Annotated in this window: 25 protein-coding genes and 1 pseudogene; 7 read left to right on the forward strand and 19 right to left on the reverse strand. The window is 37.1% G+C overall.

All coding sequences use genetic code 11. The annotated features are described in order from the left end of the window. From DN410_RS23810 to DN410_RS23845, 7 genes and pseudogenes are all read right to left on the reverse strand, one after another. A pseudogene (locus DN410_RS23810) lies at positions 1 to 1,105 on the reverse strand (DNA translocase FtsK); the annotation flags it as partial. Positions 1,106 to 1,326: 221 nt separating this feature from the next. Continuing rightward, a complete protein-coding gene (locus DN410_RS23815; protein WP_149178318.1) occupies positions 1,327 to 1,671 on the reverse strand; it encodes a thiamine transporter in 345 nt (114 codons plus the stop codon). Between the two features lie 269 nt (positions 1,672 to 1,940). After that, entirely contained in the window at positions 1,941 to 2,555 is a 615-nt protein-coding gene (gene ytpR, locus DN410_RS23825; protein ID WP_001006761.1) for a YtpR family tRNA-binding protein, read from the reverse strand. Beyond that, a complete protein-coding gene (locus DN410_RS23830; RefSeq protein WP_000784600.1) occupies positions 2,552 to 3,364 on the reverse strand; it encodes a DUF1444 domain-containing protein in 813 nt (270 codons plus the stop codon). Before DN410_RS23830 ends, ytpR begins: the two co-directional genes overlap by 4 nt. Positions 3,365 to 3,442: 78 nt before the next feature. Then, a complete protein-coding gene (locus DN410_RS23835; protein WP_000838193.1) occupies positions 3,443 to 3,757 on the reverse strand; it encodes a thioredoxin family protein in 315 nt (104 codons plus the stop codon). Between the two features lie 82 nt (positions 3,758 to 3,839). After that, positions 3,840 to 4,349 (reverse strand): DUF84 family protein, encoded by a 510-nt coding sequence (locus tag DN410_RS23840; protein ID WP_149178319.1) that lies wholly within the window; start codon positions 4,347 to 4,349, stop codon positions 3,840 to 3,842. Between the two features lie 282 nt (positions 4,350 to 4,631). Next, positions 4,632 to 5,705: a M42 family metallopeptidase gene (locus DN410_RS23845; RefSeq protein WP_002170155.1), complete on the reverse strand. Its 1,074-nt coding sequence runs from the start codon at positions 5,703 to 5,705 to the stop codon at positions 4,632 to 4,634. 148 nt (positions 5,706 to 5,853) lie between these two features. Here DN410_RS23845 and DN410_RS23850 point away from each other — a divergent pair, with 148 nt between their 5' ends. Continuing rightward, a complete protein-coding gene (locus DN410_RS23850) occupies positions 5,854 to 6,165 on the forward strand; it encodes a PepSY domain-containing protein (RefSeq protein ID WP_000118537.1) in 312 nt (103 codons plus the stop codon). Positions 6,166 to 6,404: 239 nt separating this feature from the next. Here the strand turns inward: DN410_RS23850 and DN410_RS23855 are convergent, their stop codons facing one another. Next, a complete protein-coding gene (locus DN410_RS23855; protein ID WP_149178320.1) occupies positions 6,405 to 7,259 on the reverse strand; it encodes a YtnP family quorum-quenching lactonase in 855 nt (284 codons plus the stop codon). Between the two features lie 70 nt (positions 7,260 to 7,329). Next, positions 7,330 to 7,983, reverse strand: a complete 654-nt coding sequence (trmB, locus tag DN410_RS23860; protein ID WP_001239383.1) for a tRNA (guanosine(46)-N7)-methyltransferase TrmB — start codon at positions 7,981 to 7,983, stop codon at positions 7,330 to 7,332. Between the two features lie 232 nt (positions 7,984 to 8,215). Here trmB and DN410_RS23865 point away from each other — a divergent pair, with 232 nt between their 5' ends. Then, on the forward strand, positions 8,216 to 8,494 hold the full coding sequence (locus DN410_RS23865) for a YtzH-like family protein (protein WP_001122235.1): 279 nt from the start codon (positions 8,216 to 8,218) through the stop codon (positions 8,492 to 8,494). 6 nt (positions 8,495 to 8,500) lie between these two features. Here DN410_RS23865 and DN410_RS23870 read toward each other — a convergent pair whose 3' ends face one another. The 4 genes from DN410_RS23870 to pepV all read right to left on the reverse strand — a co-directional run bounded on the left by DN410_RS23870 (position 8,501) and on the right by pepV (position 14,007). Next, complete coding sequence (locus DN410_RS23870) at positions 8,501 to 9,295, reverse strand: phosphotransferase family protein (protein ID WP_149178321.1); 795 nt, start codon at positions 9,293 to 9,295, stop codon at positions 8,501 to 8,503. 227 nt (positions 9,296 to 9,522) lie between these two features. Then, a complete protein-coding gene (pulA, locus tag DN410_RS23875) occupies positions 9,523 to 11,664 on the reverse strand; it encodes a type I pullulanase (protein ID WP_149178322.1) in 2,142 nt (713 codons plus the stop codon). Positions 11,665 to 11,951: 287 nt separating this feature from the next. Further along, on the reverse strand, positions 11,952 to 12,497 hold the full coding sequence (gene thpR, locus DN410_RS23880; RefSeq protein ID WP_149178323.1) for an RNA 2',3'-cyclic phosphodiesterase: 546 nt from the start codon (positions 12,495 to 12,497) through the stop codon (positions 11,952 to 11,954). Between the two features lie 103 nt (positions 12,498 to 12,600). Then, entirely contained in the window at positions 12,601 to 14,007 is a 1,407-nt protein-coding gene (gene pepV, locus DN410_RS23885; RefSeq protein ID WP_149178324.1) for a dipeptidase PepV, read from the reverse strand. Positions 14,008 to 14,364: 357 nt separating this feature from the next. On the opposite strand from pepV, the gene DN410_RS23890 reads away from it, so the two are divergent. Then, on the forward strand, positions 14,365 to 14,586 hold the full coding sequence (locus DN410_RS23890) for a DeoR family transcriptional regulator (RefSeq protein ID WP_000805512.1): 222 nt from the start codon (positions 14,365 to 14,367) through the stop codon (positions 14,584 to 14,586). 82 nt (positions 14,587 to 14,668) lie between these two features. Here the strand turns inward: DN410_RS23890 and DN410_RS23895 are convergent, their stop codons facing one another. Continuing rightward, a complete protein-coding gene (locus DN410_RS23895) occupies positions 14,669 to 15,397 on the reverse strand; it encodes a pseudouridine synthase (RefSeq protein ID WP_001234947.1) in 729 nt (242 codons plus the stop codon). Positions 15,398 to 15,438: 41 nt separating this feature from the next. Then, positions 15,439 to 17,091 (reverse strand): putative polysaccharide biosynthesis protein, encoded by a 1,653-nt coding sequence (locus DN410_RS23900; protein WP_149178325.1) that lies wholly within the window; start codon positions 17,089 to 17,091, stop codon positions 15,439 to 15,441. 266 nt (positions 17,092 to 17,357) lie between these two features. On the opposite strand from DN410_RS23900, the gene DN410_RS23905 reads away from it, so the two are divergent. Further along, positions 17,358 to 18,629, forward strand: coding sequence for a BaiN/RdsA family NAD(P)/FAD-dependent oxidoreductase (locus tag DN410_RS23905; protein ID WP_149178326.1), 1,272 nt, complete (start codon positions 17,358 to 17,360; stop codon positions 18,627 to 18,629). A 193-nt stretch (positions 18,630 to 18,822) separates the two neighbouring features. Continuing rightward, a complete protein-coding gene (locus DN410_RS23910) occupies positions 18,823 to 20,259 on the forward strand; it encodes an MDR family MFS transporter (RefSeq protein WP_149178327.1) in 1,437 nt (478 codons plus the stop codon). Positions 20,260 to 20,291: 32 nt separating this feature from the next. Here the strand turns inward: DN410_RS23910 and DN410_RS23915 are convergent, their stop codons facing one another. Continuing rightward, positions 20,292 to 20,615: an ArsR/SmtB family transcription factor gene (locus tag DN410_RS23915; RefSeq protein ID WP_000098837.1), complete on the reverse strand. Its 324-nt coding sequence runs from the start codon at positions 20,613 to 20,615 to the stop codon at positions 20,292 to 20,294. After that, positions 20,616 to 21,047 (reverse strand): SRPBCC family protein, encoded by a 432-nt coding sequence (locus tag DN410_RS23920; RefSeq protein WP_149178328.1) that lies wholly within the window; start codon positions 21,045 to 21,047, stop codon positions 20,616 to 20,618. Positions 21,048 to 21,470: 423 nt separating this feature from the next. On the opposite strand from DN410_RS23920, the gene DN410_RS23930 reads away from it, so the two are divergent. Continuing rightward, positions 21,471 to 21,698 (forward strand): DUF3973 domain-containing protein, encoded by a 228-nt coding sequence (locus DN410_RS23930; protein WP_000498989.1) that lies wholly within the window; start codon positions 21,471 to 21,473, stop codon positions 21,696 to 21,698. A gap of 28 nt (positions 21,699 to 21,726) precedes the next feature. On the opposite strand, the gene DN410_RS23935 is transcribed toward DN410_RS23930, so the two are convergent. Next, positions 21,727 to 21,909 (reverse strand): sporulation protein Cse60, encoded by a 183-nt coding sequence (locus DN410_RS23935; protein ID WP_000621751.1) that lies wholly within the window; start codon positions 21,907 to 21,909, stop codon positions 21,727 to 21,729. 1 nt (position 21,910) lies between these two features. Then, positions 21,911 to 22,147, reverse strand: coding sequence for a DUF2553 family protein (locus tag DN410_RS23940; RefSeq protein WP_000533800.1), 237 nt, complete (start codon positions 22,145 to 22,147; stop codon positions 21,911 to 21,913). Between the two features lie 254 nt (positions 22,148 to 22,401). On the opposite strand from DN410_RS23940, the gene DN410_RS23945 reads away from it, so the two are divergent. Continuing rightward, on the forward strand, positions 22,402 to 22,896 hold the full coding sequence (locus DN410_RS23945; RefSeq protein ID WP_002019506.1) for a CarD family transcriptional regulator: 495 nt from the start codon (positions 22,402 to 22,404) through the stop codon (positions 22,894 to 22,896). Positions 22,897 to 22,949: the final 53 nt, after the last annotated feature.

Below are 22,949 nucleotides of genomic sequence, written 5' to 3' on the forward strand. Positions count from 1 at the left end.
TTACTTCCACTTCTTCTGGTCCCGCAATTACTTCTACTTCTTCTAACTCTTCTGGTATTTCCACAATGATTGTTTCTTCAAGTTTTTCTTCTGCTTTGACAATCACTGATTCTTCTGGAGCTTGTTTTTCTACTTCAATAGTAGGTTGTTCTATTTCTGTATTACGTTTAATTTCTTCTGATAGTATTGTATCCTCGTGCTCTACTTTAGAATCTACTAATTTCTCTTGTAAAATATTTTCGTTTAGCACCACTACATCTTTTTCTTGCTTTGCATCTTCCATGCGCTCAGCTACCGTTTTATGAAGTAATTCATCCGCTAAAACTGCCTGCGGTGTACTAATTTCTTGAACCACTTCTTTTTCTTCTACTAAAGGTACTTGTCGCTCAATTTCATAACCGTTTTTCTCTAACCATTGATCGACAACTGATTTTTCTTCCTTTTTACTCTGTTGATCTTGCTGATCAACTCCTTCATGATTAGGAGAAGAAATCGTTGCTTGTCCTTCTGAGAAATCAGATAATGTATATCCCTTTTTCTCTAACCATGCATCAACGACCGCTTTTCCCTCTACAGATATTTCAAGATCTTCTCTTTCCTTTTCTTCCTCCTGCTTTTCTACCTTTTTCTCTACAGAAGGACGATTATATCCGTAAATTGGCGAAATCATTTCTGTTGGACGAAATGGTCTACGGTTACTTTCTTGCGATGATACAGATGCTTTTTTTACGACGGGCTCTCGCTCCGATTCATATTGCACTTCTGGCTCTTCATATGTAGGAACTACCTTCTCCACGTACGGTCGTCTGCTTCTTTCCACTTTGATTCCTCTTTGAATAGGCTGATTTTCATATGTTACAGCTTGAACAGGTTGTTCTTCAAAATGCCCTGTTTCTATAACATCCTCTTCATCGAACCCATTATCTGGTACTAATGGAAAACGACATTTACCTGCATTCCTACTTGCCATTTGTGCTTCTCTTGCTTCAGTGTAGTGGTTTACACGAGGAATTTTCGGCTGACTTTCAACTTGCTTTGGTACTTCTTTATTCATCGCTGTTTGTTCTTCCTCTTTGTTAAACAGCTTTTTCATCCAATCTAACATGCTTACCACTCTTTCTACTAAATAGTAACATCCTTTATTGTATCAGCATTCGGAAAAAAGTGCAGGTAAAATTAAGCATGTCATATTTATCCATAATATTCTAATTTACGAGTGTTTTCATATGGAAAAACGCACCCTTACATGTAAGACTGCGTTTAAGCTTTACTCTTCCGATATTCATCTACACTATCCGTTACACTTTGCACCGGCCTCAAAGTTTTTTATAATTGTTTTATAATCTCATCCATATTTCCAATATGAACGGGTTGCCACGCTTCTGTACCACGCTCTGCCGTATACACTGGATACGCATCATCATCGATATTCACGAAAACCGGATCGCCCATATCCGTTTCATATCCAATAACAATCCATTCTTCTTGCCACTTTCCATTTTCTTCACTTATTAATGAATTTTTATGTTTATCATATCGGTAACCGATTTGTCCTTTTTCTAATTCACTTTCACTAAACAAATATATTTCATAGGAACCTAATTCGATATCTTGCTGTTTTGAAGTTTCAATTCGTTTCAGAAGTTCTGCGATTTTTAGTTGTTGTTTCATACGTCTATCTCCTTATTTTTTCTAAATTTTAACTAGATTGTTCATAAAATACAATATAGATTTTAAGAAAAAAGGTGACATCCTTATAATATGAACAATTTTTTAAATATATCTGTCACAACTCGCAATATATCAACGATTTTTCAAATATATCTATCATAACTCTACATATATCAACGATTCGACACGGAATATCGACTTACCAACAAAAAATGACAAAACAAAAAGAGAGGTTATCCAAAAGGACAACCTCTCTTTTCTTATATCAATTAAAATTTAAACTCTTGTCCAACTTCAAAGCTATCTTCTAATACAAGAATACCTTTTTCTTGTGGAGCGTCTGGAAGCTCTAATTCACGTGCAGAGCAAATCATTCCAGAAGAAGGAACACCGCGAAGTTCAGCTGGCTTAATTAACATACCGCTTGGCATTACAGCGCCGATTTTTGCAACGACAACTTTTTGTCCTGCATCAACGTTCGGTGCACCACATACGATTTGTAATGTTTCTGTACCGATTTCTACTTTACAGATGTTTAGCTTATCAGCATTTGGATGTTTCTCTTTTTCAGCTACATAGCCTACAACAAATTTCGGAGAAAGATCTGCTTCTACTGTTTCTTCAAAGCCGTTCTTCGCTAAAATTTCGTTGATTTTTTCTACAAGTTCTTTCGTTAATGTAAGGTTACCTGTTTCTTTTACTTCTAAGTAAGAAGATGCATTAAAGATGTTGAATCCTGCTGTTTCGTTGCTTTCACGGTCATATACGCGTGCAACATCTCCTTTGCGATCAAAAGTACGGTTCTCTAAAGTAATATCTTGTAAGGCAACAATTAGAGTGTCACCAATTCCTTCAAGGTTGTAAAAAACGTTCACTTCGTTCATCCTTTCTCTTTTCCATCTGTCTTCTTCCGATTCTTCGCTAAAATAAAGATTGGTTCAAAGTCCCCATCTTCATATACGAATGAAAGTGATGTAATCGGAACATGCCCTTCGGCAAAAAATTTCATTGTCATTTGTGCAATAATATCATAACCGATTTCGTTGACGATATCAGCAATAATTAATACATCTTGGTGAGGAACAGCAACAACCATGTCACCAGAAATCTTTTCACGCATCGATTGTAGTAACGATTCGTTTAAAATACGAGTCGCATCATACCCATCATTTGTGTTTAAAAAGTAGAAAGTATTACCTGCTACTGTGTCCTGCTTAAATTCATAACCTAATGAGCGAGCATTGAATAATGCCATTTCACGTACTTGTTGTTCTGTAAGCTCTAACTTTTGTAATAAACGCTCATCGATTAGTCGATACGTTTTATTAGAATCTAGTGCGTAGTAAATACGTGTTTCCGCCGTATGATCCGTCATAATAAACGGATTTCCTTCTTCTGCTTGTTTCGGGAAAGAAGTAGAGCGAATAACAGGTAAAATTTTTGCTGCGCTATTTTCTTCTTTATGCATCGCAATTAACGCTTCTTGTACATAATAAGCAACCTCTTCAATTGCTTTTTCTTTATTCACTTCCCATTTTGCCACAACGCCTGGAAGCGATACGTTAATACCTTTTTTCGAGTCTTTCTGTTCTATACGTAGAACCTCTTTCTCGCTATCATACTGAAAGTCCCATTCCGGGCGAGATAATTTCTTCATTAACTCGTCTTTCATCTTTTTACTTGTCATCTTCATCTCTTTTTCCTCCCTTCCAAAAAAATAACCTCCCCCGCGAAGGTAGAGGTTGTTTTACAATTCAATTGGCAAATTGCCTTATTTTAAACCTTCAATGAACTCTTCGATTTGTTCTTGTGTTTTACGATCTTTGTTTACATAGCGACCTGTTTCTTCACCTTTATTGTACGCTACAAAGCTCGGAATGCCAAATACGTCTAATTTGACACATAGATCAATAAACTCATCACGATCTACATAGTAAAATGAGAAATCACTATATTTCTCTTCTACTTCTGGCATAAATGGATCTACAAAACGGCAGTCTGGGCACCATTCTGCTGAGAACATAAAGACTACATTCTCTTCATTTTTTAATTGTTGGAATTGCTCCATGCTTTCTAATGATTTCATCTATATTTCCTCCTCTAACGAGTGCATTTTTCATGTTATAATCTTTCTTTTATACTACCATACATCGCGCACGGTGCAAGGTTTATGCTTGCTTTTCATCATACTTATATTGTCCAACAAGTAACTTAACAACGTGTGCAAATAATTCCGTTCGATCGACATAATCATCTGTAAAGATCCCGATAGCACCTTCGTGGCTACGAATGTCTTTTCGTTGTACAAATAATTCCATCACTTCGCTTAACTCTTTTCCTTCTTCCAGTGGCGTTAAAAAGTCATCTGGTAATTTAATACGAGCGCCTCCTGCAACAAATACTCTACCGTCACTTGTCGCCAAAGCACCCCAGTTACACATAAATAAACCGTGCGCTGTTTTCATTACGCCGCCTTCCAGTCCAATACCAATTTGAGCTTCTCCTTCCTCTAGCGCTCGTTTCGCTCTATTTATCGCTCCTTGCATTGTCTCTTCATCTGAAAACGGCTGTGCTGCTACTCCTGAAGGAACAGAAAGGGATGTAATTGTAGCATCTCCCCAAACCTTCTCCACTGCTCCAACCTTCGTTTTATTCTTTGATCCAACTACTACTTTCATCTCGTTCACCTCTATAAAAATTCATCATTTTATTCTAATATCCGCTTCGAGTACGAATTAGGCACCAACCACTACCACATATCACCGTGTCATCTATTCAGCCTAAAAAAGAAGTTTTTTTCTAACAACATTACCGTCTTCGAAAGCAAAAACAGCCTTCCTCTCACTTCCTACCCGCGCTCTTAATACACCATTCGAGCACCCATTAAGCACTGACCGCTCCCACTCATGAATGGGTCATCTATTCAACCTAAAAAAAGAAGGGTTTTTCGCCCTTCCTCCTTACGCGTTATTCTTAATTGTTTCTAACGTCGTTTTGTCCGTCGCTCTGACAAGCTTCGTAATTAGTTCTTTCGCTGCTGCATAATCATCAACATGTAAAATAGAAGCATGTGTATGAATGTAGCGTGCGCAAACACCAATTACTGCTGATGGGATACCAGAGTTACTTGTATGTACACGACCCGCGTCTGTACCACCTTGTGAAATAAAGTATTGGTACGGAATGTTGTGTGTTTCTGCTGTATCTAAAATGAATTCGCGCATTCCTCTATGTGTTACCATTGTGCGGTCATAAATACGAAGAAGAGCACCTTTTCCTAATTGACCGAACTGTGTTTTGTCACCAGATGCATCGTTTGCTGGACTTGCATCAAGCGCATAGAAAATATCTGGTTGAATCATATTTGCAGCAGTTTGTGCACCGCGAAGACCAACTTCTTCTTGCACAGTCGCTCCAGAGTATAATGTGTTTGGTAATGTTTCGTCTTTTAATTCTTTTAGTAATTCGATTGCAAGACCACATCCGTAACGGTTGTCCCAAGCTTTCGCCATAATTTTCTTTTCGTTTGCCATCGGCGTAAACGGGCAGATTGGCACGATTTGTTGTCCTGGTTTTACACCAATTTCAATCGCATCTTCATAGCTATCTGCACCTATATCAATTAACATGTTTTTTATATCCATCGGTTTTGCACGTTGCGCGTCACTTAATAAATGAGGAGGGATAGAACCAACAACCCCAATAACAGGACCATTCTTCGTCATCACTTGTACGCGCTGCGCTAATAGAACTTGGCTCCACCAGCCGCCTAACGGTTGAAAACGAAGCATTCCGTTTTTCGTAATTTGCGTAATCATGAAACCTACTTCATCCATATGACCTGCTACAAGAACACGTGGGCCAGTTTCGTCCCCTTTTTTCAGACCAAATACGCTACCTAAACCGTCTTGTACAATTTCATCAGCATATTTGCTTAATTCTTGCTTCATAAAACGGCGTACATCATGTTCAAAACCTGACGCACCTTGTAATTCTGTTAACGTACGAAATAATTGTAATGTCTCTTTATTCACGAAGTCCCCTTCTTTCAAACCTTAGTAGAATACCTCTTTTATTGTAACGAAATTTTCGAAATGTTTCTAGTTTCTTCTTTTTTAGCTATATTTGCTTTATAATTATTATCGGTACACTATTTTTATTTTATAGAATTGAGGTGAATATATGAGCTGGAAAGGTTTAGTAGCAGGTCTTGGCGTTGGGTTTGCAGCTGGTTATTTCGTTGCAAACAAAGTACAAGAACAATCCCATATTTCTTCAGAAAAAGCATTGAAAATGGTGAAACAAGCATTAAGTCATAAAGGTGAAATTACTGGCTCTTGGGTACATATGGTTCCAGAGACATTTGAAAAATATGATGTCGCATACGAAGTTTATCGTGGCGGTCTTACAACGATGTTAGATGATATACAAGAACGATTTGAATTTTTAGTTGATGCTAAAACAGGTACTGTTTTAGAGGTTATAGCAGCATAAAAAGGAGGGTTCCCATTAGGTGAACCTCTTATTTTTTGAAAAATTGCGGATAGTGATTGAAATTATATCAGCGATTTTTTAAATATATCGGCGCAACTCGATTTATATCAGCGATTTCCCAATTATATCGGCGCAACTCGATTTATATCAGCGATTTCCAAAATATATCTACTTACCAACAAAAGCCGACACTAAAAAAGAGGCTGCTCCAGCAAATATTCTGGAACAACCTCCTCTTTTTATGCTTCTATACTCGTTTTTCTCTCTATCTTTTCTACAATATGCCCTTCCTCATTCCACTTTACTGCACGATAATACGCGTCATGATAAAACGTAAACCAAGCATCGTTTTCAGCGCCATACTTCATCCACTTTTGCTTATTTTCAATCGATGTCATCGGATAATCATCATAAGCCATTACCCATAGTACATTTTGATGGGCGTGCGTCGGCAATAGGTCTGCTAAATGAAGCAGCTTTTCCCCTTGGCTTTCTAAAGCAATAACTGCATGTCCATCACTATGACCGCCTGTATGCGCCATTTTTATTTCATCTGTAATTTCTATTTCTTGCTGAAACGTAACAACTTGCTCTACAATCGGCTCCCAATTTTCCTTCCAATATGTATTACGGGATCTAATATTTGGGTTCCTCATTTCATTCCACTCTGTTTCGCTTACGTAAATTTTCGCATTCGGAAATGCAGGTATAAGTTGATTGCCTTGCCATTTTGTTAAGCCGGATGCATGATCAAAATGCATGTGTGTCATTAAAACGTAGTGGATATCCTCAGGCTTTAATCCTATTTTTTCTAACGACTCATAAACCGATGACTCTTCTGTTACACCTTGATTTCGTTTCATCTTCTCATTCAATTTACCGTTTCCTATTCCGGAATCAATGAGCATATTACCGTCTTTCGTTTGTAAAAGTAACGGATCTGTCCGTAGATGAATATGATTTGTTTCGTTATGTTTATATTTACGTGACCAAAGTACTTTCGGTACAACGCCAAACATTGCCCCTCCATCTAAATGTGTGTTTCCCCCTTTTAACCACGTCACTTTTATATCTCCAACTTGTAACTGTTCCATTTTTCATCCCCCTTTCCTTCCAATACTAACATAAAATTCTGATTATTTTAGATACAAAAAAACCTATGCATTACTGCATAGGCTCTGTACGATATTTTGCTTCCACTCGGTAAATACGATGACCTTTACTAGAGAATTTCTCTTCGTACTCAGTCATAATGTTACCTTCAAAGTCGCTGTTATGAAGATCTAAGCTTAAGTACGTTAGTAACATACCATACTCGGCCATACTCATAAGAGAATATTCAAATAAACCTTGGTTATCTGTTTTGAAATGAATTTCTCCGCCTTCTACTAGCACTTCTTCATAATTACGTAAAAATGTTTTATACGTTAAACGACGCTTCGTATGACGTTTCTTTGGCCATGGATCTGAGAAGTTTAAATAAACGCGATCAATTTCACCTTTTGCAAAGAAAACTGTTAAATCTTCAGCATCTTTATTAATTAACTTTAAGTTCGGTACTTCTTCTTCAATTAATTTATCAAGTGCATCTACAACAACACTTGTGAATTTTTCAATTCCAATATAATTAATATGAGGATTCGCTTTTGCCATATCATACATAAAGCGGCCACGACCTGTACCTACTTCAATATGAATTGGTTGTTCATTTCCAAATACTTCTTTCCAGTTACCAGCGCGCTCCTCTGGGTTTCCGATTACGATATGTGAATACTCATTAATTCGATCCATTGCATATGGTTTATGTCTTAAACGCATAGATGTTTCCCTCTCTTTACATAGCTATTTTAAAGGAATAATTCCTTCTTTCTGTTTTAATCAATCTACCAAACAAAAAACCAAGTACGTACGAGCACTCGGTCCGTTTCTTTCAAGTATAAGATGTACCATTTTGATAAAAACTACATACAGCATTAAACATTCCATGACGAAGCAGCTTTTTCTCTTACCTTTCTGGGAAGAGAAAAACAATCGAAAGGATGATCCGTTCATGCCAATTAATCAACAACATCAATTAGAAGTGCTGAAAGATATTTTAGTCAATCACCAAAGTGATTGCTGCGGGACAGTTTCTGAATGCGAGCAATTAGAGCGTCTCATTCAATCTTTACTCGCAAATGATAATATAAGTAGCGACGCTAAAACAATGCTAAACGATGTATATTCTTATAGTCAATCGGGTAAATCTTCCTCTAATTTGGACAACCATATTTCCAATAATCAAGAACAACTGACTCAGTGGATTGCTGGAATGGACAATTTTTCTTAAATACTATTATGAAGCAAGTAGTTGCTGTAAATATTGATGCCAATATTCAGCTTCTGCTTGCTGTTTTTTTGTTGTGTGCCATTGAATAGATAAAATCGTTTGTGCTATTACATACCATCTCATACGTTTAAGCAGCGATTCATCCATTTCAATATCATAATATCCGAGCCATTCACTCCATTCGTGGCGCGGAATGTACCAATATAATAACATACCAAGGTCTAAAGCTGGGTCAGCAATTACAGCTCCATCCCAATCGATTAGAAACAACTCATCTTCATCCGACAATAGCCAATTGTTATGGTTTACATCACAATGACATACAACGAATTCATTGTATTCAATATCTTTTAATGAATCCGCTAAATATTGAAGACCTTGCTGAATTGTTTCATCAACTCTTATATCTCCTCTTAAAACAAGTTGCAGTTGTTGTAATAACTCTTGTGCGTGAAGCGGCTGCTTCCCAAGTCTTTGAATCATCTGCACAAGTGCTTTAGAGGAGTGTATTTTTTTCAAAAGTTTCGCAACACGCTCTAGTTTCATATCCTCTGGCTCTAACTTCTGTCCCGGAAGCCATTTTTGAGCAGAAATTACATCACCGTTCGTTACCCTTCTTGTCCAAAGTAATTTTGGAACAATTCCTTCTGCTGACAATACCGCTAAAAAGGGCGATGTATTCCGCTTTAAAAATAACTTCTGTTGTCCATTTTGCGCAATATATGCATCGCCCGTTACTCCACCAGCCGGTATAAGACTCCACTCTTTTCCTAATAATTGTTCCAACCATTCCATATTCATTACCCGTTAACAAATCCTTATCTTTTATAGTTATGAAAAGAAAAACCGCAACATTTCTACACATGTTGTGGATTCATATATTTTACTGTAAACGAAAAGAAATCTTGGCATATGCCAAAAACTCTCTATTTTATTTTACAAAACCACTCATAGAATGACAACTTATCAAAATCGTCACCTTTGTCAATTCTACATTTATTATATTCTCATCGTCAAGTAGCGATTTGTCACATTATCGTCAATATATACGTGCTAATTGGAGCGAGCCTAAGTTCCTTCCCTCTAAAAGAAGAAATTGGCTCTATTTTCGCTTGCTTTTCGTTTACTAACACATGCCACGTTTCTTCTTTTGGCAGGTGCACCGTCTTAGCTTCCAAACCGCTATTCATTAAAACGACAATCTCTTTCCACGGTCCAAATGATTCTACATGTTGCAAATGGTATGCAAGTACTTCTGTGGATGTTTGTAAAAAGGTCATATGCTTTTTTATAAGGTCTGCGCTTTGTAATCGGAATGCCCCATGTTCTTTACGGATTGCAATTAATCCTTTTATATAATTAACGGTCTCCATCTCTTTCTCTTTTTGATCCCAATCTAATTGATTAATTTCATCATTTGCATTATAACTATTTTCATTTCCTTTCTTCGTGCGATAAAACTCCTGCCCCGCATGTAAAAAAGGTATACCTTGTGAAAGGATAACCATTGCGCTTGCAAGAAGGTGACGTTTTTTCAAAACCTCTTCCGACTCGTCATTACTACGCACTAGTTTATCCCACATCGTCATATTATCGTGACATTCTACATAGTTAATACTTTGCACCGGCTCTAGAAACAACCCTGTTTCTTTCATACTTAAAAGACTACCGGATGCTATATATTGCAAATGATGGTAGTCTACATGTCCACCAAACGCAAAACCACGTTTATTTATATGAAATGTACTTCCTTTTATCCCGTCACGAAATTGATCGTTAAACTGCGCGATATGTGGCATTTTCTTTGCATTATTTAATATTGCCTTTTCTTCAAGAGATAGTGGTGTTTGCAAATCCCACCCTTCTCCTAATAAAAGTGCATCACGCTTTCTGTTTCGTACTTCTTTTTCTATTATATTCATCGTCTCAATATCTAAAATTCCCATTAAATCAAATCGGAATCCGTCAACATTGTATTCAGTAAGCCAATATAAAATAGACTCTACAATGAATTTCCTCATCATTTTCCGCTCGGATGCTATATCATTTCCAACTCCCGTCCCATTAGAAGGCATACCATCTTCACCATGACGAAAATAATATCCTGGGACAAGCTTTTCAAATGATGATAACTCTCTTTCATACACATGATTATATACAACATCTATAATCACCCTAATGCCATTCTCATGAAATGTTTCAATTAGTTGTTTACACTCTACAATCCTGTTATACGGATCCGAAGGGTTTGTAGCATAAAATCCCGTTGGAGCATTGTAATATAGTGGATTGTAACCCCAATTGTATACGGCGGAAGGATTCGCCTCATTTACACCACCGAAACAATGTAAAGGCAATAGTTCAACATGTGTAACACCTAAATCTTTTATGTGAGATAATCCCGTTAGCGTCCCATTTCGTCCCGTTGTTCCCTCTTCCATTAGCCCTTTATATGTTCCTTTTTTATTCACTCCACTGCCCTGATGAATAGTTGCATCACGAATATGCAGTTCATACAATATGGCATCTGTCATTGACTGTAATGGTGATAATTCCTCTCGTTTTGTTACATGCGTTTTTTCCAAATCAATCACAACGCCGTATTTCCCATTTACAGTCACCGACTTTGCGTAAGGATCCACTGCTTCATTCCATATTAAATTAATACAAACAAGAAATGTATATTGTGCTCCGCCTAAATCTCCTTGCAGTGCATGAGTCCAAACTCCGTTTTCTCCTCTATGCATTTCATGATCGGTATATTCTTTATCACTTTTATAAATTCTTACTTTCGCAAGTCTTGCAGTTGGAGCCCATACTTTAAATGTTGTTACTTCTTTTTGATGTACAGCACCTAAATCTGTACCTTCGTAATAATACTTTTCATCGAAAATTGCTGTTCGAATCACAGCACCTATTTGTAAATCCGTTTCTTCATTCCGTTCATCTCGTACTGTATAATACTTTCCCACATCTAGCGGCTCTTCTATAAAGCACTCATACTTCGTTGCATCCGGAAGCGCAATCGTATGAGCAATCGGTAAATCTTTCACATTGGTTCCTTCTTGCAAACGAAATGTCCGACTTGTTCCATACGCATGTGGGAGCAAAATTGTAATTTTATTCATTTCATCTAAATAGGCATCAAATGGACGTTTTACTTTCAACATAAAAAAATCACCATCATTCTTAAAGTTAAAATAAAGTGAAACTTTAATCAGTGGGAAGGCTTTCCCCCACTGATTATTAGCCTGCACCAATTGGGCCTTTATGGGCAGTTGATCTCCCACCTCACTTCTTTGCTTTATCCCAATTTTGAGGTGGGAGTCTTACTGCCCGCAAATAGAGGGGCGAAACGAGCTGCAAATGATAAGACTTTTCTTATCAGCGAAGCCCTATACAGTAACACATAATTCTCTATAGTATATTCACCTGCATAAAAAACGTTTTCAACATTCTATTTTTGTAATTTTATTTCAGCAATCGATTTATACTTCGGGGTTTCTTTCACGTGGGATTCGTATAAAGTAATTGTATCTGCTTGAAATGATATTTCAGGCACTTCTTTTATGCTTTCTAAACGAAACTTTTCTTCTCCTATCCATTTACGAGCAACAGTAATATGTGGGTGATACGGGCGCGTTTCTAGAGAAAATCCATTTTCTTCACAAATGGCATGTACTCGCTTTTGCAACTGAAACAAATCGTGATTCTCACTTACCTTTGCCCAAAAAATACGAGGCTGATCTTCCCTACCAAACGTTGAAAATCCTTGTAACGCAAATGATAGTTCCTTTGTTTCTGCAAGTGTTTGTAATCCATTCTTTATTCCTTCTAATTGTTCCTCTGTGGCACTCCCTAAAAACGAAAGGGTAATATGGTAGTCTTCTTTATGTACCCATGAACGAAATGGTAATTCCTCTTGCATTTCCTCTTTATAGTTAGACAGCACTTCTTTTATATGATTTGGTAACGTAATTGCGACAAAATAATGCGGTTCCATGTACATCTTCTCCTTCTTTCTATTGTTGCTTTTCTTTCTTATCTCATTCAGGTAAAAAGAAGCCGCCCTCCAAAATAGAGAGCGGTCATTATTTATATATCCATTATTTCGCTAATTCATGAATTGCTTGCGCATAAATTGCTGTTGCTTTTAATAAGTCTTCAATTTCAATATACTCATCTTTTTGATGCGCAAGTTCTTCTTTTCCAGGGAACAATGGGCCAAATGCAACACCAGCTTTTAATGAACGAGCGTAAGTACCTCCGCCGATTGCTAATAGCTCTGCTTTTTCGCCTGTTTGCTCTTCGTATACACGCTGCAACGTACGAATTAACTCGTGATCTTTATCAACGTGATGCGGGCGAGAGTTAGAATAATCAGCTACTTCAAATCCATAAGTACCAACATACTCTTTTAACTTCGCAATTGTTTCTTCAAAGTTAGTCGTAACTGGGTAACGTACGTTTAACCCTAAATTACCACCATTTTCTTTCGTATAAGAAAGGCGACCAACATTCACTGTTAATGGACCACTAATATCGTCTTTATAAGAAATACCAGCTTTCTCCCCTAAAATATCTCCTGTAAATGTTTCTGTTGCAAACGATGCAAACGAAGCCCCTTTTCCATCAAGAGCAACTTTCGTTAAGAAGTTTGCCAATAATAAACCTGCATTCTCGCCCTTCTCCGGAGTAGATCCGTGAGCTGAAATCCCCTTAATTTGCAATGTCACTGTATTACCTTCTACAATTGCTTCACCTATTTTTTTAGCAGTTTGTAGATACTCCTCATATGCTACTGTAAGTGCATTTACATCTTCTCCTATAACAACCGCTTCTGCAAAATCAGGAACCATATTTAAACGGCGACCTGATTCAAATGAAACAAGTTCATATGCACCATTTTTCTCTTCGCTACCATTTTGCACAACTTGTATATCAGAAATTCCTTTTTCTGCATTAATAATTGGAAAGTCCGCGTCTGGTGCAAAACCGATTGTTGGCATTTCCTCGTTTTTAAAGTAATGATCTACACATTTCCAATTACTTTCCTCATCTGTTCCTAAAATCATACGAACACGTTTTGAAAGCGGCAAGCCTAATTCTTTCACAATCTTCATCGCATAATAAGCTGCCATCGTTGGACCTTTATCATCAATTGCACCGCGTGCAAAAATCTTTCCGTCGCGAATATCCGCACTATATGCTGGAGTCGTCCAGCCGTCTCCTTCTGGTACAACGTCAACGTGACAAAGAATCCCTACTAATTCTTCTCCTTGTCCCATTTCAAGATGACCTGCATATCCTTCTAAATTTTTAGAAGCAAAACCTTCAGCCTCTCCTTTATGTAACATGAAAGATAGAGCTTTTTCTACACCTTCACCGAATGGCGCACCCTCTTTCGCCGATTCTTCTTCCCATACACTTTTAATTTGCAAAAATTGTTGTGTATCACGAATTAAATCATCTTTTCGTTTCGTAACTTCTTCTGTCCAATTAATCGCTGACATCACGCATCCATCCTTCACTATATTGTTTCTTTCATCATAACAAACCGAAATCTCTTATGCCATACACGAAAACCAAATACCGAACAATTGTAATATTTCAGATATTTCTCATTAGTTTTTCTTTTATTTTCTTAAAAAAATTTGCAGGAATTTGGCGTTTTACGTAGAATTTTATGATTTAGTTGACTGACCATATATACAATGTCAACTACCAATATTTTTCTATATGAATATTTGTTAAACTTTTGTAAAATTTAAGTAGATTAAAGCATGAATTTTATCATGTAGAGTACAATGGTAGTAACGACCTTCTTTCCTGAATGGGGTCAAAAAAACTAGTAGAGGAGTGGTTTTCTCTTGAAACCTACAACTACTCGTATGCTAACACGCATTAAATCGATTTATATGTACATCAATGAAAACGGAACGGTAACGACGAAAGACCTTGTAGATGAGTTCGGGATCACACCACGAACGATACAACGTGATCTAAATGTGTTGCAGTTTAATGAACTCGTGTATAGCCCTTGCCGCGGTAAGTGGACAACAACAGGAAAGAAAGTGAGAATGACCTCATAATGAAAAAATAATTGTATGTAAATAAATACATACCCCTTTCTAACTCATTAGAAAGGGGTCTTTTCTGCGCCTTAAAACAGCACTACTTCTCAGTATCTACTTGATATGTTTTTAACATTTCCACTTCTTCGTCTGTTAACTCTCGGTATTGTCCAAGTTCTAGTTCTTCATCTAATACTAACGGTCCCATTTCTGTTCTCTTTAAATAAACAACTTTTTTCCCTACCGCTTCAAACATACGCTTCACTTGATGGAATTTTCCTTCTGTAATGACAAGCTCGATTTCAGAAATATCATCGCTTTTTAATATTGTAAGTGCACCTGGCTTCGTTTCATAACCATCGTCTAAAATAACACCTTTAGCAAACTCTTTTACATCCTCTTCTGTTACTACTCCTGCAACGTGTGCGTAATATTTTTTCGGCACATGCTTTTTCGGAGATAATAATTGATGCGATAACTTCCCATCATTTGTTATCAATAAGAAACCTTCTGTATCGATATCAAGTCTTCCAACTGGGAACGGATCAAAGATTGCATCTTCTAATTCTAATAAATCTATTACCGTTTCATGGTTATCATCTTCTGTCGCTGAAATAACACCTTGTGGTTTATGCATCATTAAATACACAAACTCTTTATATTCCACAACTTCACCGTGAATCATAACTTCTTGCTCTTCTACATTTACATGAACCTTCGCATCTTTCACTGGCGTTCCGTCAATTTTTACAACGCCGTCTTTCAATAATTTCTTTACTTCTTTTCTACTTCCATATCCCATATTCGCTAATAATTTATCTAATCTCACGTTTTTCACCTTCTTTGTTTATCATAGAAAAGGGGACGTAATTACGCCCCTTTTGATTTCAACTTTATTTTAAATCTATTGCCAAGTTTACGTTGAATTTTATCTAACGCTTCTCCGCCAAATACTCTTTCAAGTACTCCTGTGCGAATTGCTAATAATCCGTAAACAAGACCACCAATACCTGCACAAACCGCAACTGTTATAAGAGCACCAATGCGGCCATCAGGCGAAATCATGAAGGATAGCAGCCATTGTGATAGTTTTACCGCCACGACCATTACAAGTGTCAATACTGCAATTTGGAATGTTCTCTTATATACAACACCGAATGAATAGTTTGCGTATTTTTTAATTTGTCGATTTGTGTACCAAACAGAAGCTAAGAAACCAACAGCTGTTGCTAGAATCGCCCCTACTGTACCGAAATAACGAATAAAGATTACGTTACATACGAATTTCAAAATAACACCCATTATAAGCGCGACAATCGCATGTTTTTGTTGATTAATCCCTTGCAGAATTGCTGCTGTTACTGTAAATAAAGCAAATAACAACGCAACTGGCGCATACCACATTAGTACTTGTCCACCTAGTGGATCTGAGTCGTAAAATGCTGTATAAATCGGATATGCCAGTGTAGAAATACCGATAACTGCTGGCAATGTTAAAAACATATTTGCCTGGAATGTTTGTGTAATTTGTAATTTTAAATAACGATATTGTTTTTCAGTAAACGATTTTGTAATCGCTGGCACAAGCGTTAAACTAAACGCTGTTGCAAGTGATACAGGAATCATAATTAATTTATGCGTCCACATTGTGAAAATACCGAGTGCTCGCTCTGCGATATCCCCTTGACCAATCGCCTGCATAATTGAGTTAAATGTTAATGTATCAATTTGTTGATATAAAGGAATTGTTAACCCAATTACAACGTAAGGAATCGCATATGCAAATAATTCTTTAAACAATTGAACGGTACTCACTGTCGATTCTGGTACAGTTTGTTCAATTAAATATTGATCCAAATGTTTTTTACGTTTTAACCAGTACCAAATGAGTACACCGAGCGCTCCAACTGCTGAAACGAAGGCAGCAAATGTCGCTACTCCAACTGCTGTTGCAACTGTACCGCCAAGTACTTTAATAACGATAAAACTACCTGCTAATAAAAAGACGATACGAATAATTTGTTCAATAATTTGCGAAACAGTAGTTGGTCCCATAGATTGGTGACCTTGGAAATAACCACGAATTAAACTCGCTGCTGGTACAACAATAAGCGCAAAACTTACAAGACGAATAATCGTCGTAACTTCTCCTATATTACTGTGTACACTTTGTTTACCAAGCATTGCTTCTGCAAACAACGGCGCCGTCATGTATAGAACTAAGAATGAAAGAACTCCTGTTACTATCATCATAACCATTCCCGAGCGGAACATTCTCCGGCTCGTTTTATAATCGCCAAGTGCGTTATATTTGGAAACAAATTTTGAAACAGCAAGCGGCACCCCTGCCGTTGCAATACTTAAAAAGATCGTATATGGAATGTATCCATATGTATAGAGCGTTCCGCCTTCTGTACCTACTAATGCATGAAACGGAAAGACGTAAATCATGCCTAAGAACTTTACTAAAAATGTCCCTAACGTAACGATAAGCGTCCCGCGCAGAAATTTCGAATCGGACATACAAAAATCCTCCTACATCTACAATAAAGTGAAACTATAATGAATTGAACTATTCGAGCATTTACGGGCTGCCAAACTCCCTTTTTATTTCTCTTACATCTTCAGGTTTTAGTCTTATTGCCCACAAATAGCAGGATAGTGCTGAACTCTAACTTTTGTATTGTACCACAATTCTCCCCTTAAGCAGTACTTCACTCTATTTTTCTTTTAAGAGAAAACATGCTATTCTTTTAGGCAGGAAATGTAGAAAATGAGGTCGATATATTATGCATTATGATGTTATTGTCATCGGCGGCGGGCCTTCTGGGCTAATGGCTGCAATCGGTGCTGCAGAAGAAGGCGCAACTGTCTTACTTCTTGATAAAGGAAATAAACTAGGGCGTAAACTTGCGATTTCTGGTGGTGGCCGTTGTAACGTAACGAACCGTCTACCACTTGATGAGATCGTTAAACATATACCAGGAAATGGCCGCTTCTTATACAGTGCTTTTTCTATTTTTAATAATGAAGATATTATTACATTCTTCGAAAATCTCGGCGTAAAACTGAAAGAAGAGGATCATGGCCGCATGTTCCCTGTTTCAAATAAAGCGCAATCGGTAGTAGACGCACTTTTAACACGATTAAAAGATTTAGGTGTAAAGATCCGTACGAATACACCTGTTGAAACGATTGAATACGAAAATGGTCAAACGAAAGCAGTTGTACTGCAAACAGGCGAAGTGTTAGACACAAATCACGTCGTTATCGCTGTTGGCGGAAAATCAGTTCCTCAAACTGGTTCTACTGGAGACGGATATGCTTGGGCAGAAAAAGCTGGTCATACAATTACAGAATTATTCCCAACAGAAGTACCAATCCTTTCAAACGAACCATTTATTCGAGACCGTTCACTGCAAGGGCTCGCTTTACGAGACGTAAACTTAAGTGTATTAAACCCGAAAGGAAAAGCTATCATTTCTCACAAAATGGACATGCTCTTCACTCATTTCGGCTTATCTGGTCCTGCTGCCCTTCGCTGTAGTCAATTCGTTGTAAAAGCACTGAAAAAGTTCAAAACGAATACAGTTCAAATGAGTATTGATGCATTACCAGAAGAAAATAGCGAGCAACTATTCCAGCGCATGCTGAAACAAATGAAAGAAGATCCGAAAAAAGGAATTAAAAACGTGTTAAAAGGTTATGTTCCTGAGCGTTACTTCCTATTTTTATTAGAAAAAAATGAAATTGACGGCAGCGAGCAAGCTGGACAAGTTTCTCATGAGAAGATTCGTGCACTCGTGAAAGACTTTAAAGAATTTACTGTGAATGTAAATGGTACGCAATCAATTGAAAAAGCATTCGTTACTGGCGGTGGTGTATCTGTTAAAGAAATTAATCCGAAAGAAATGTCGTCTAAATTCACAAATGGCTTATATTTCTGCGGAGAAGTTCTTGATATTCACGGTTATACTGGTGGTTATAACATTACATCTGCCCTTGTTACTGGTAGAATTGCCGGAACAACAGCTGGAGAAAACGCGAAAATGCAATATTAAAAAAAGAAACAGGGATTCCTGTTTCTTTTTTATAGGTACATGAATTTATTATCGGCGATTTCACAACATATATCGACTTACCGACAAATACCCATTCCTCCTAACTTCCCAGTGCTTTTTTATTGCTTTATTTACCTTAGTACCTTTATATTTTATATTGTTGAATATTTGAAAAAGGGTAAGGGGAAAACATATGAGAAAAAAAGTCATGATGTCTTTAATGCTAATGACGTTTCTTTCTGCGGTAGAAGGAACGATTGTTAGTACAGCAATCCCTCGTATAACGAGTGATTTGTCAGGCGTTGAACTTGTTAGCTGGGTTTACGCAATTTACATGCTTGCCACAGCGGTTTCAACTCCAATATACGGAAAGCTCGCTGATTTGTTCGGTCGCAAAAAAGTTCTGCTCATTGGAGCTACAATCTTTTTAATCGGTTCTGCACTATGCGGAGTCGTTACATCAATGGAACAATTAATCTTCTTCCGTGCTCTTCAAGGTATAGGTGCTGGTGCTGTTATGCCGATCACAATGACGATTATTGGGGACTTATATAGCGAAGCAAAAGATCGCGCGAAAGCACAAGGCTGGATGAGTGCTGTTTGGGGTGTATCTGGTGTTATCGGACCGTTAGTAGGTGGATTTTTAGTTGATTCCCTTTCTTGGCGTTATATTTTCTTCTTAAACGTTCCATTTGGAATTATCGCCTGCTTAATGATTGCAGTTTACTACAAAGAATCTATTAAGCCTGCTAAACACCATATCGACTATCTTGGTGCAACAGTCTTCTCATTAAGTACGATCGCTCTACTATACGCGTTATTAACAGGTAGCAGTAAGCAAAACTGGGGAGACATTTCAATTATCGGCCTATTAATCTTCGCCGCTGTTTCATTCATTCTTTTCTTATACATCGAGAAAAAGTCTCCGGAACCATTAATTCCGCTAGCACTTTTCTCTAATCGTACATTATCTACAATAAACATACTAACACTTATTGCTGGTGCAATGATTATTAGTATTACAGTGTATCTTCCAATATGGAGCCAAGGTGTTTTAGGAAAAAATGCGACAGAAGCTGGACTCATTTTAATGCCGATTCCTGTTATGTGGACATTCGGTGCTATGTTCTCGGGTAACTTAGTTGGCAAATTAAAAACGAAACAAATCATTTTACTTGGGGCTAGCATTTTATCAGTCGCTACGTTCTTATTATTTACATTATCAACAAACTCACCATCGTTCCTTATTTATGTAGCAGTCGGATTATTCGGCTTAGGAATGGGGCTTGTGACACCGATTTACATGGTAACAATTCAAGCAGCCGTACCAGCTCATACACGCGGAACAGCCGTTGGTTTAAACACGTTTATTAATACATTTAGTCAAACATTAGGTGCTGCAATATTCGGCACAATCTTCAATACGATGATTCACGCACGTGGTATTAAAAACCTTGATCTTGTATCTGGCGGGCACGGCGGAGCTACAGCAAACGTAGTAACCGAATCGCAATCCGCATTAGCATCAAGTGTACACGTCATTTATATGAGCACTTTCGTATTAGCAGTATTTACATTAATTATCGCTTGGCTTTTATTGAAGCCAGCTACACAAACAAGTGAGCAATAAAAAAGAGGATGACCATTTCGGTCATCCTCTTTTTACTCTTCATTCTCCACAATATGTTTCAGCATGGACAATTTATTATCCCAAAAACGTTCATAATACGAGAGCCACTGTTGTAATTCCTCTAATGGTTCTGGATGCAAACGATATATCTTCTCTCTTCCGCTTTTCCTTCCACTTACTAAATTCGCTTCCGAAAGAATATGAAGGTGCTTTACAACCGCAGTACGACTCATCGGAAAATGATCCGTTATTTTGGAAATCGGTAACTCTTTATCACTTAATAACCGTATTACTTCTCGGCGAGTTGGATCAGCAATTGCTTGAAATACATCATATTTCGCTGCTGATGAGGACATTTAACCTTCAACAACCTTTTTCAGTTTTTCATTTACAATTGCTACCCAGCCGCCGCTCATTCTGTCGCGAATAATAGAGCTCTTCGCATTCGCTTTCGGAAGAATTTCATCAGGATGTTTCCAGCCGCCGTGAATTAACGTAAATTCTGTTTTATCGTCTCCTAGGTCTTTCAGATTAAATGAAACAACCCAGCCATCTGTATCCCATGAGAAAGATAGATGATTTGGCTCATCAATTTCTAACACTTTACATGGTGATGGTCCAAATGGTGATTGCACATGAAATTCATGCCCTACCTCTAATTTAAAATCATTCGGCATAAACCATGATGCAATCCCTTCTGCAGTTGATACTACATTCCATACTTTTTGAATAGACGCGTTAAAAACGATCGTTTGTTTAATATCATTTAATGTATTTTGTTGTTCCATTTTCATTCTCCTTTATTCTCCGCTAAAATATAACACCTTTTGGTTTCAACAAGATAATATAACACCTTTTAGTGTCATGTCAACATTGATTCGTTTTACCGTTGAGAAATTCTCAACATTTTTTCAACAGGACAAACACCCTCTCAGCATTTCTTCATAATATACTCACAAAGGCAACAAAAAATAAAAACTTCTCTCAACATGAAACTCCATCATTCATATTGAAAGAAGCGCCTTACTTATATCATGCGTAATTCGTCTCTCCTCCTTCCCTCAGAGGCAATACGCAAGATATAAAAAATCAGAAGGAATATGCCCACCATTTGAGTAGGTAGTTATTTCTCTTCTCCTCAACATTTCCTTAGGAGTGAAATGACTACCGACTCACTTTTTTCAAACAAAAATAAAAAGGGGTTGAACGCTATGTTCTATTGCATTAACTGCTCTGACATTCACCATGAAAAACATCCGAATGATAAAGTATTCAAAAACGGTTTTTATATTGATCCATTTTTAGGTGATCGTTATCACCTTGGTATGTGTAAAGATGCCCAAAATCATGAGACAGGGGAGCCTCTTTTAACGACAAAGAAATTAGGCACAACCCAATCTATTATGAACGTATTACCGACACATGTTGTCCCAACATAAAGCATAAAAAAGAGCTCCCAGCTCTTTTTTATGCTTTATAAACGATCATTGCTGAAAAACAATAAATTTGGTTTTCGTCATCATTAATAGAAACACCGACTTGGTACTTAATATCTACAAAATTACTATCATCAATCTTTTTTAAAAACACATTTACTGCATCTTCTAAGTCTTTTTCATGACTTTCATCAAACACTTTCACACGAATCATGTTAACACCATCCTAGATCGCAGCCCTCCGCCGCTTGATTATTGCCACGGTGCGTATCTATGATGCGATAAAATTTTCCGTCTTCATATATATATCCGTCTTCTAACACATATTGTTTACCTTCAGTATAGACATAAAACTTACCTATCATAAATTTACTCGTATATAATTCCAAATAATCTGGTCTAAATTTAGCTACAACTTTATTTGTAATATCAATTTTTATTGTGCGCCCCACCTTCTCTCCCTCCTTTGCAAAGAACGGATTTAGGTATATTGTATTAGCGATTTTACATTTTATGCTTAAAAATAAGTGGATATGCCTGCCTTCCTTACCTGTACTATTTTTCTAAAAAAGTCATCAACAAATAAGAGCAAAAAAATATATATAAAAAGTAGTTTTACTTATTGACTCCAGTACAAACACTATGTTATTATATAAAATTTGACATTTTTACAAACGTATGTTATCATTAAAAATGGTTACCACATATGGAGGTGGATGATTTGTTTCAAATTGGTGATAAAATCGTTTATCCAATGCACGGTGCAGGGATCATCGAAGCAATTGAAGAGAAAGAAATATTAGGTACTTTGCGTCAATATTGTGTAATACGCATCCTTAGTAAAGATATGCAAGTAATGCTTCCGATGGATCAATTACAAAAATCAGGTATTCGTTATATCGTTGATAAAGGTACGTTAAATGATATACTTCTTGAATTCCAACAGGGAGAATCTGACACATCGCTCTCGTGGAAACAAAGATATACAATGAATATGGAAAAAATGAAAAACGGTAATCTGCAAGATAGCGCAGAAGTTGTTCGAGATTTACTTCGCCGTAATAAAGAAAGAGCTTTAAATGCGAGCGAAAAACAAATGCTAGATAATGCACGAAAAATGATGATTAGCGAAGTTGCGCTCGTACAAAACGTTTCTGAACATCAAGCGACAGAATTTCTTCAAGATACAATTAATCATTAAACTTAAAATAGCTGGCCGCTATTTTTTTTTGTAAAAAAGGACGAAGAGCATTA

This window comes from Bacillus sp. SH5-2 (assembly GCF_008368905.1).
Taxonomy (GTDB): Bacteria; Bacillota; Bacilli; order Bacillales; family Bacillaceae_G; genus Bacillus_A; species Bacillus_A luti.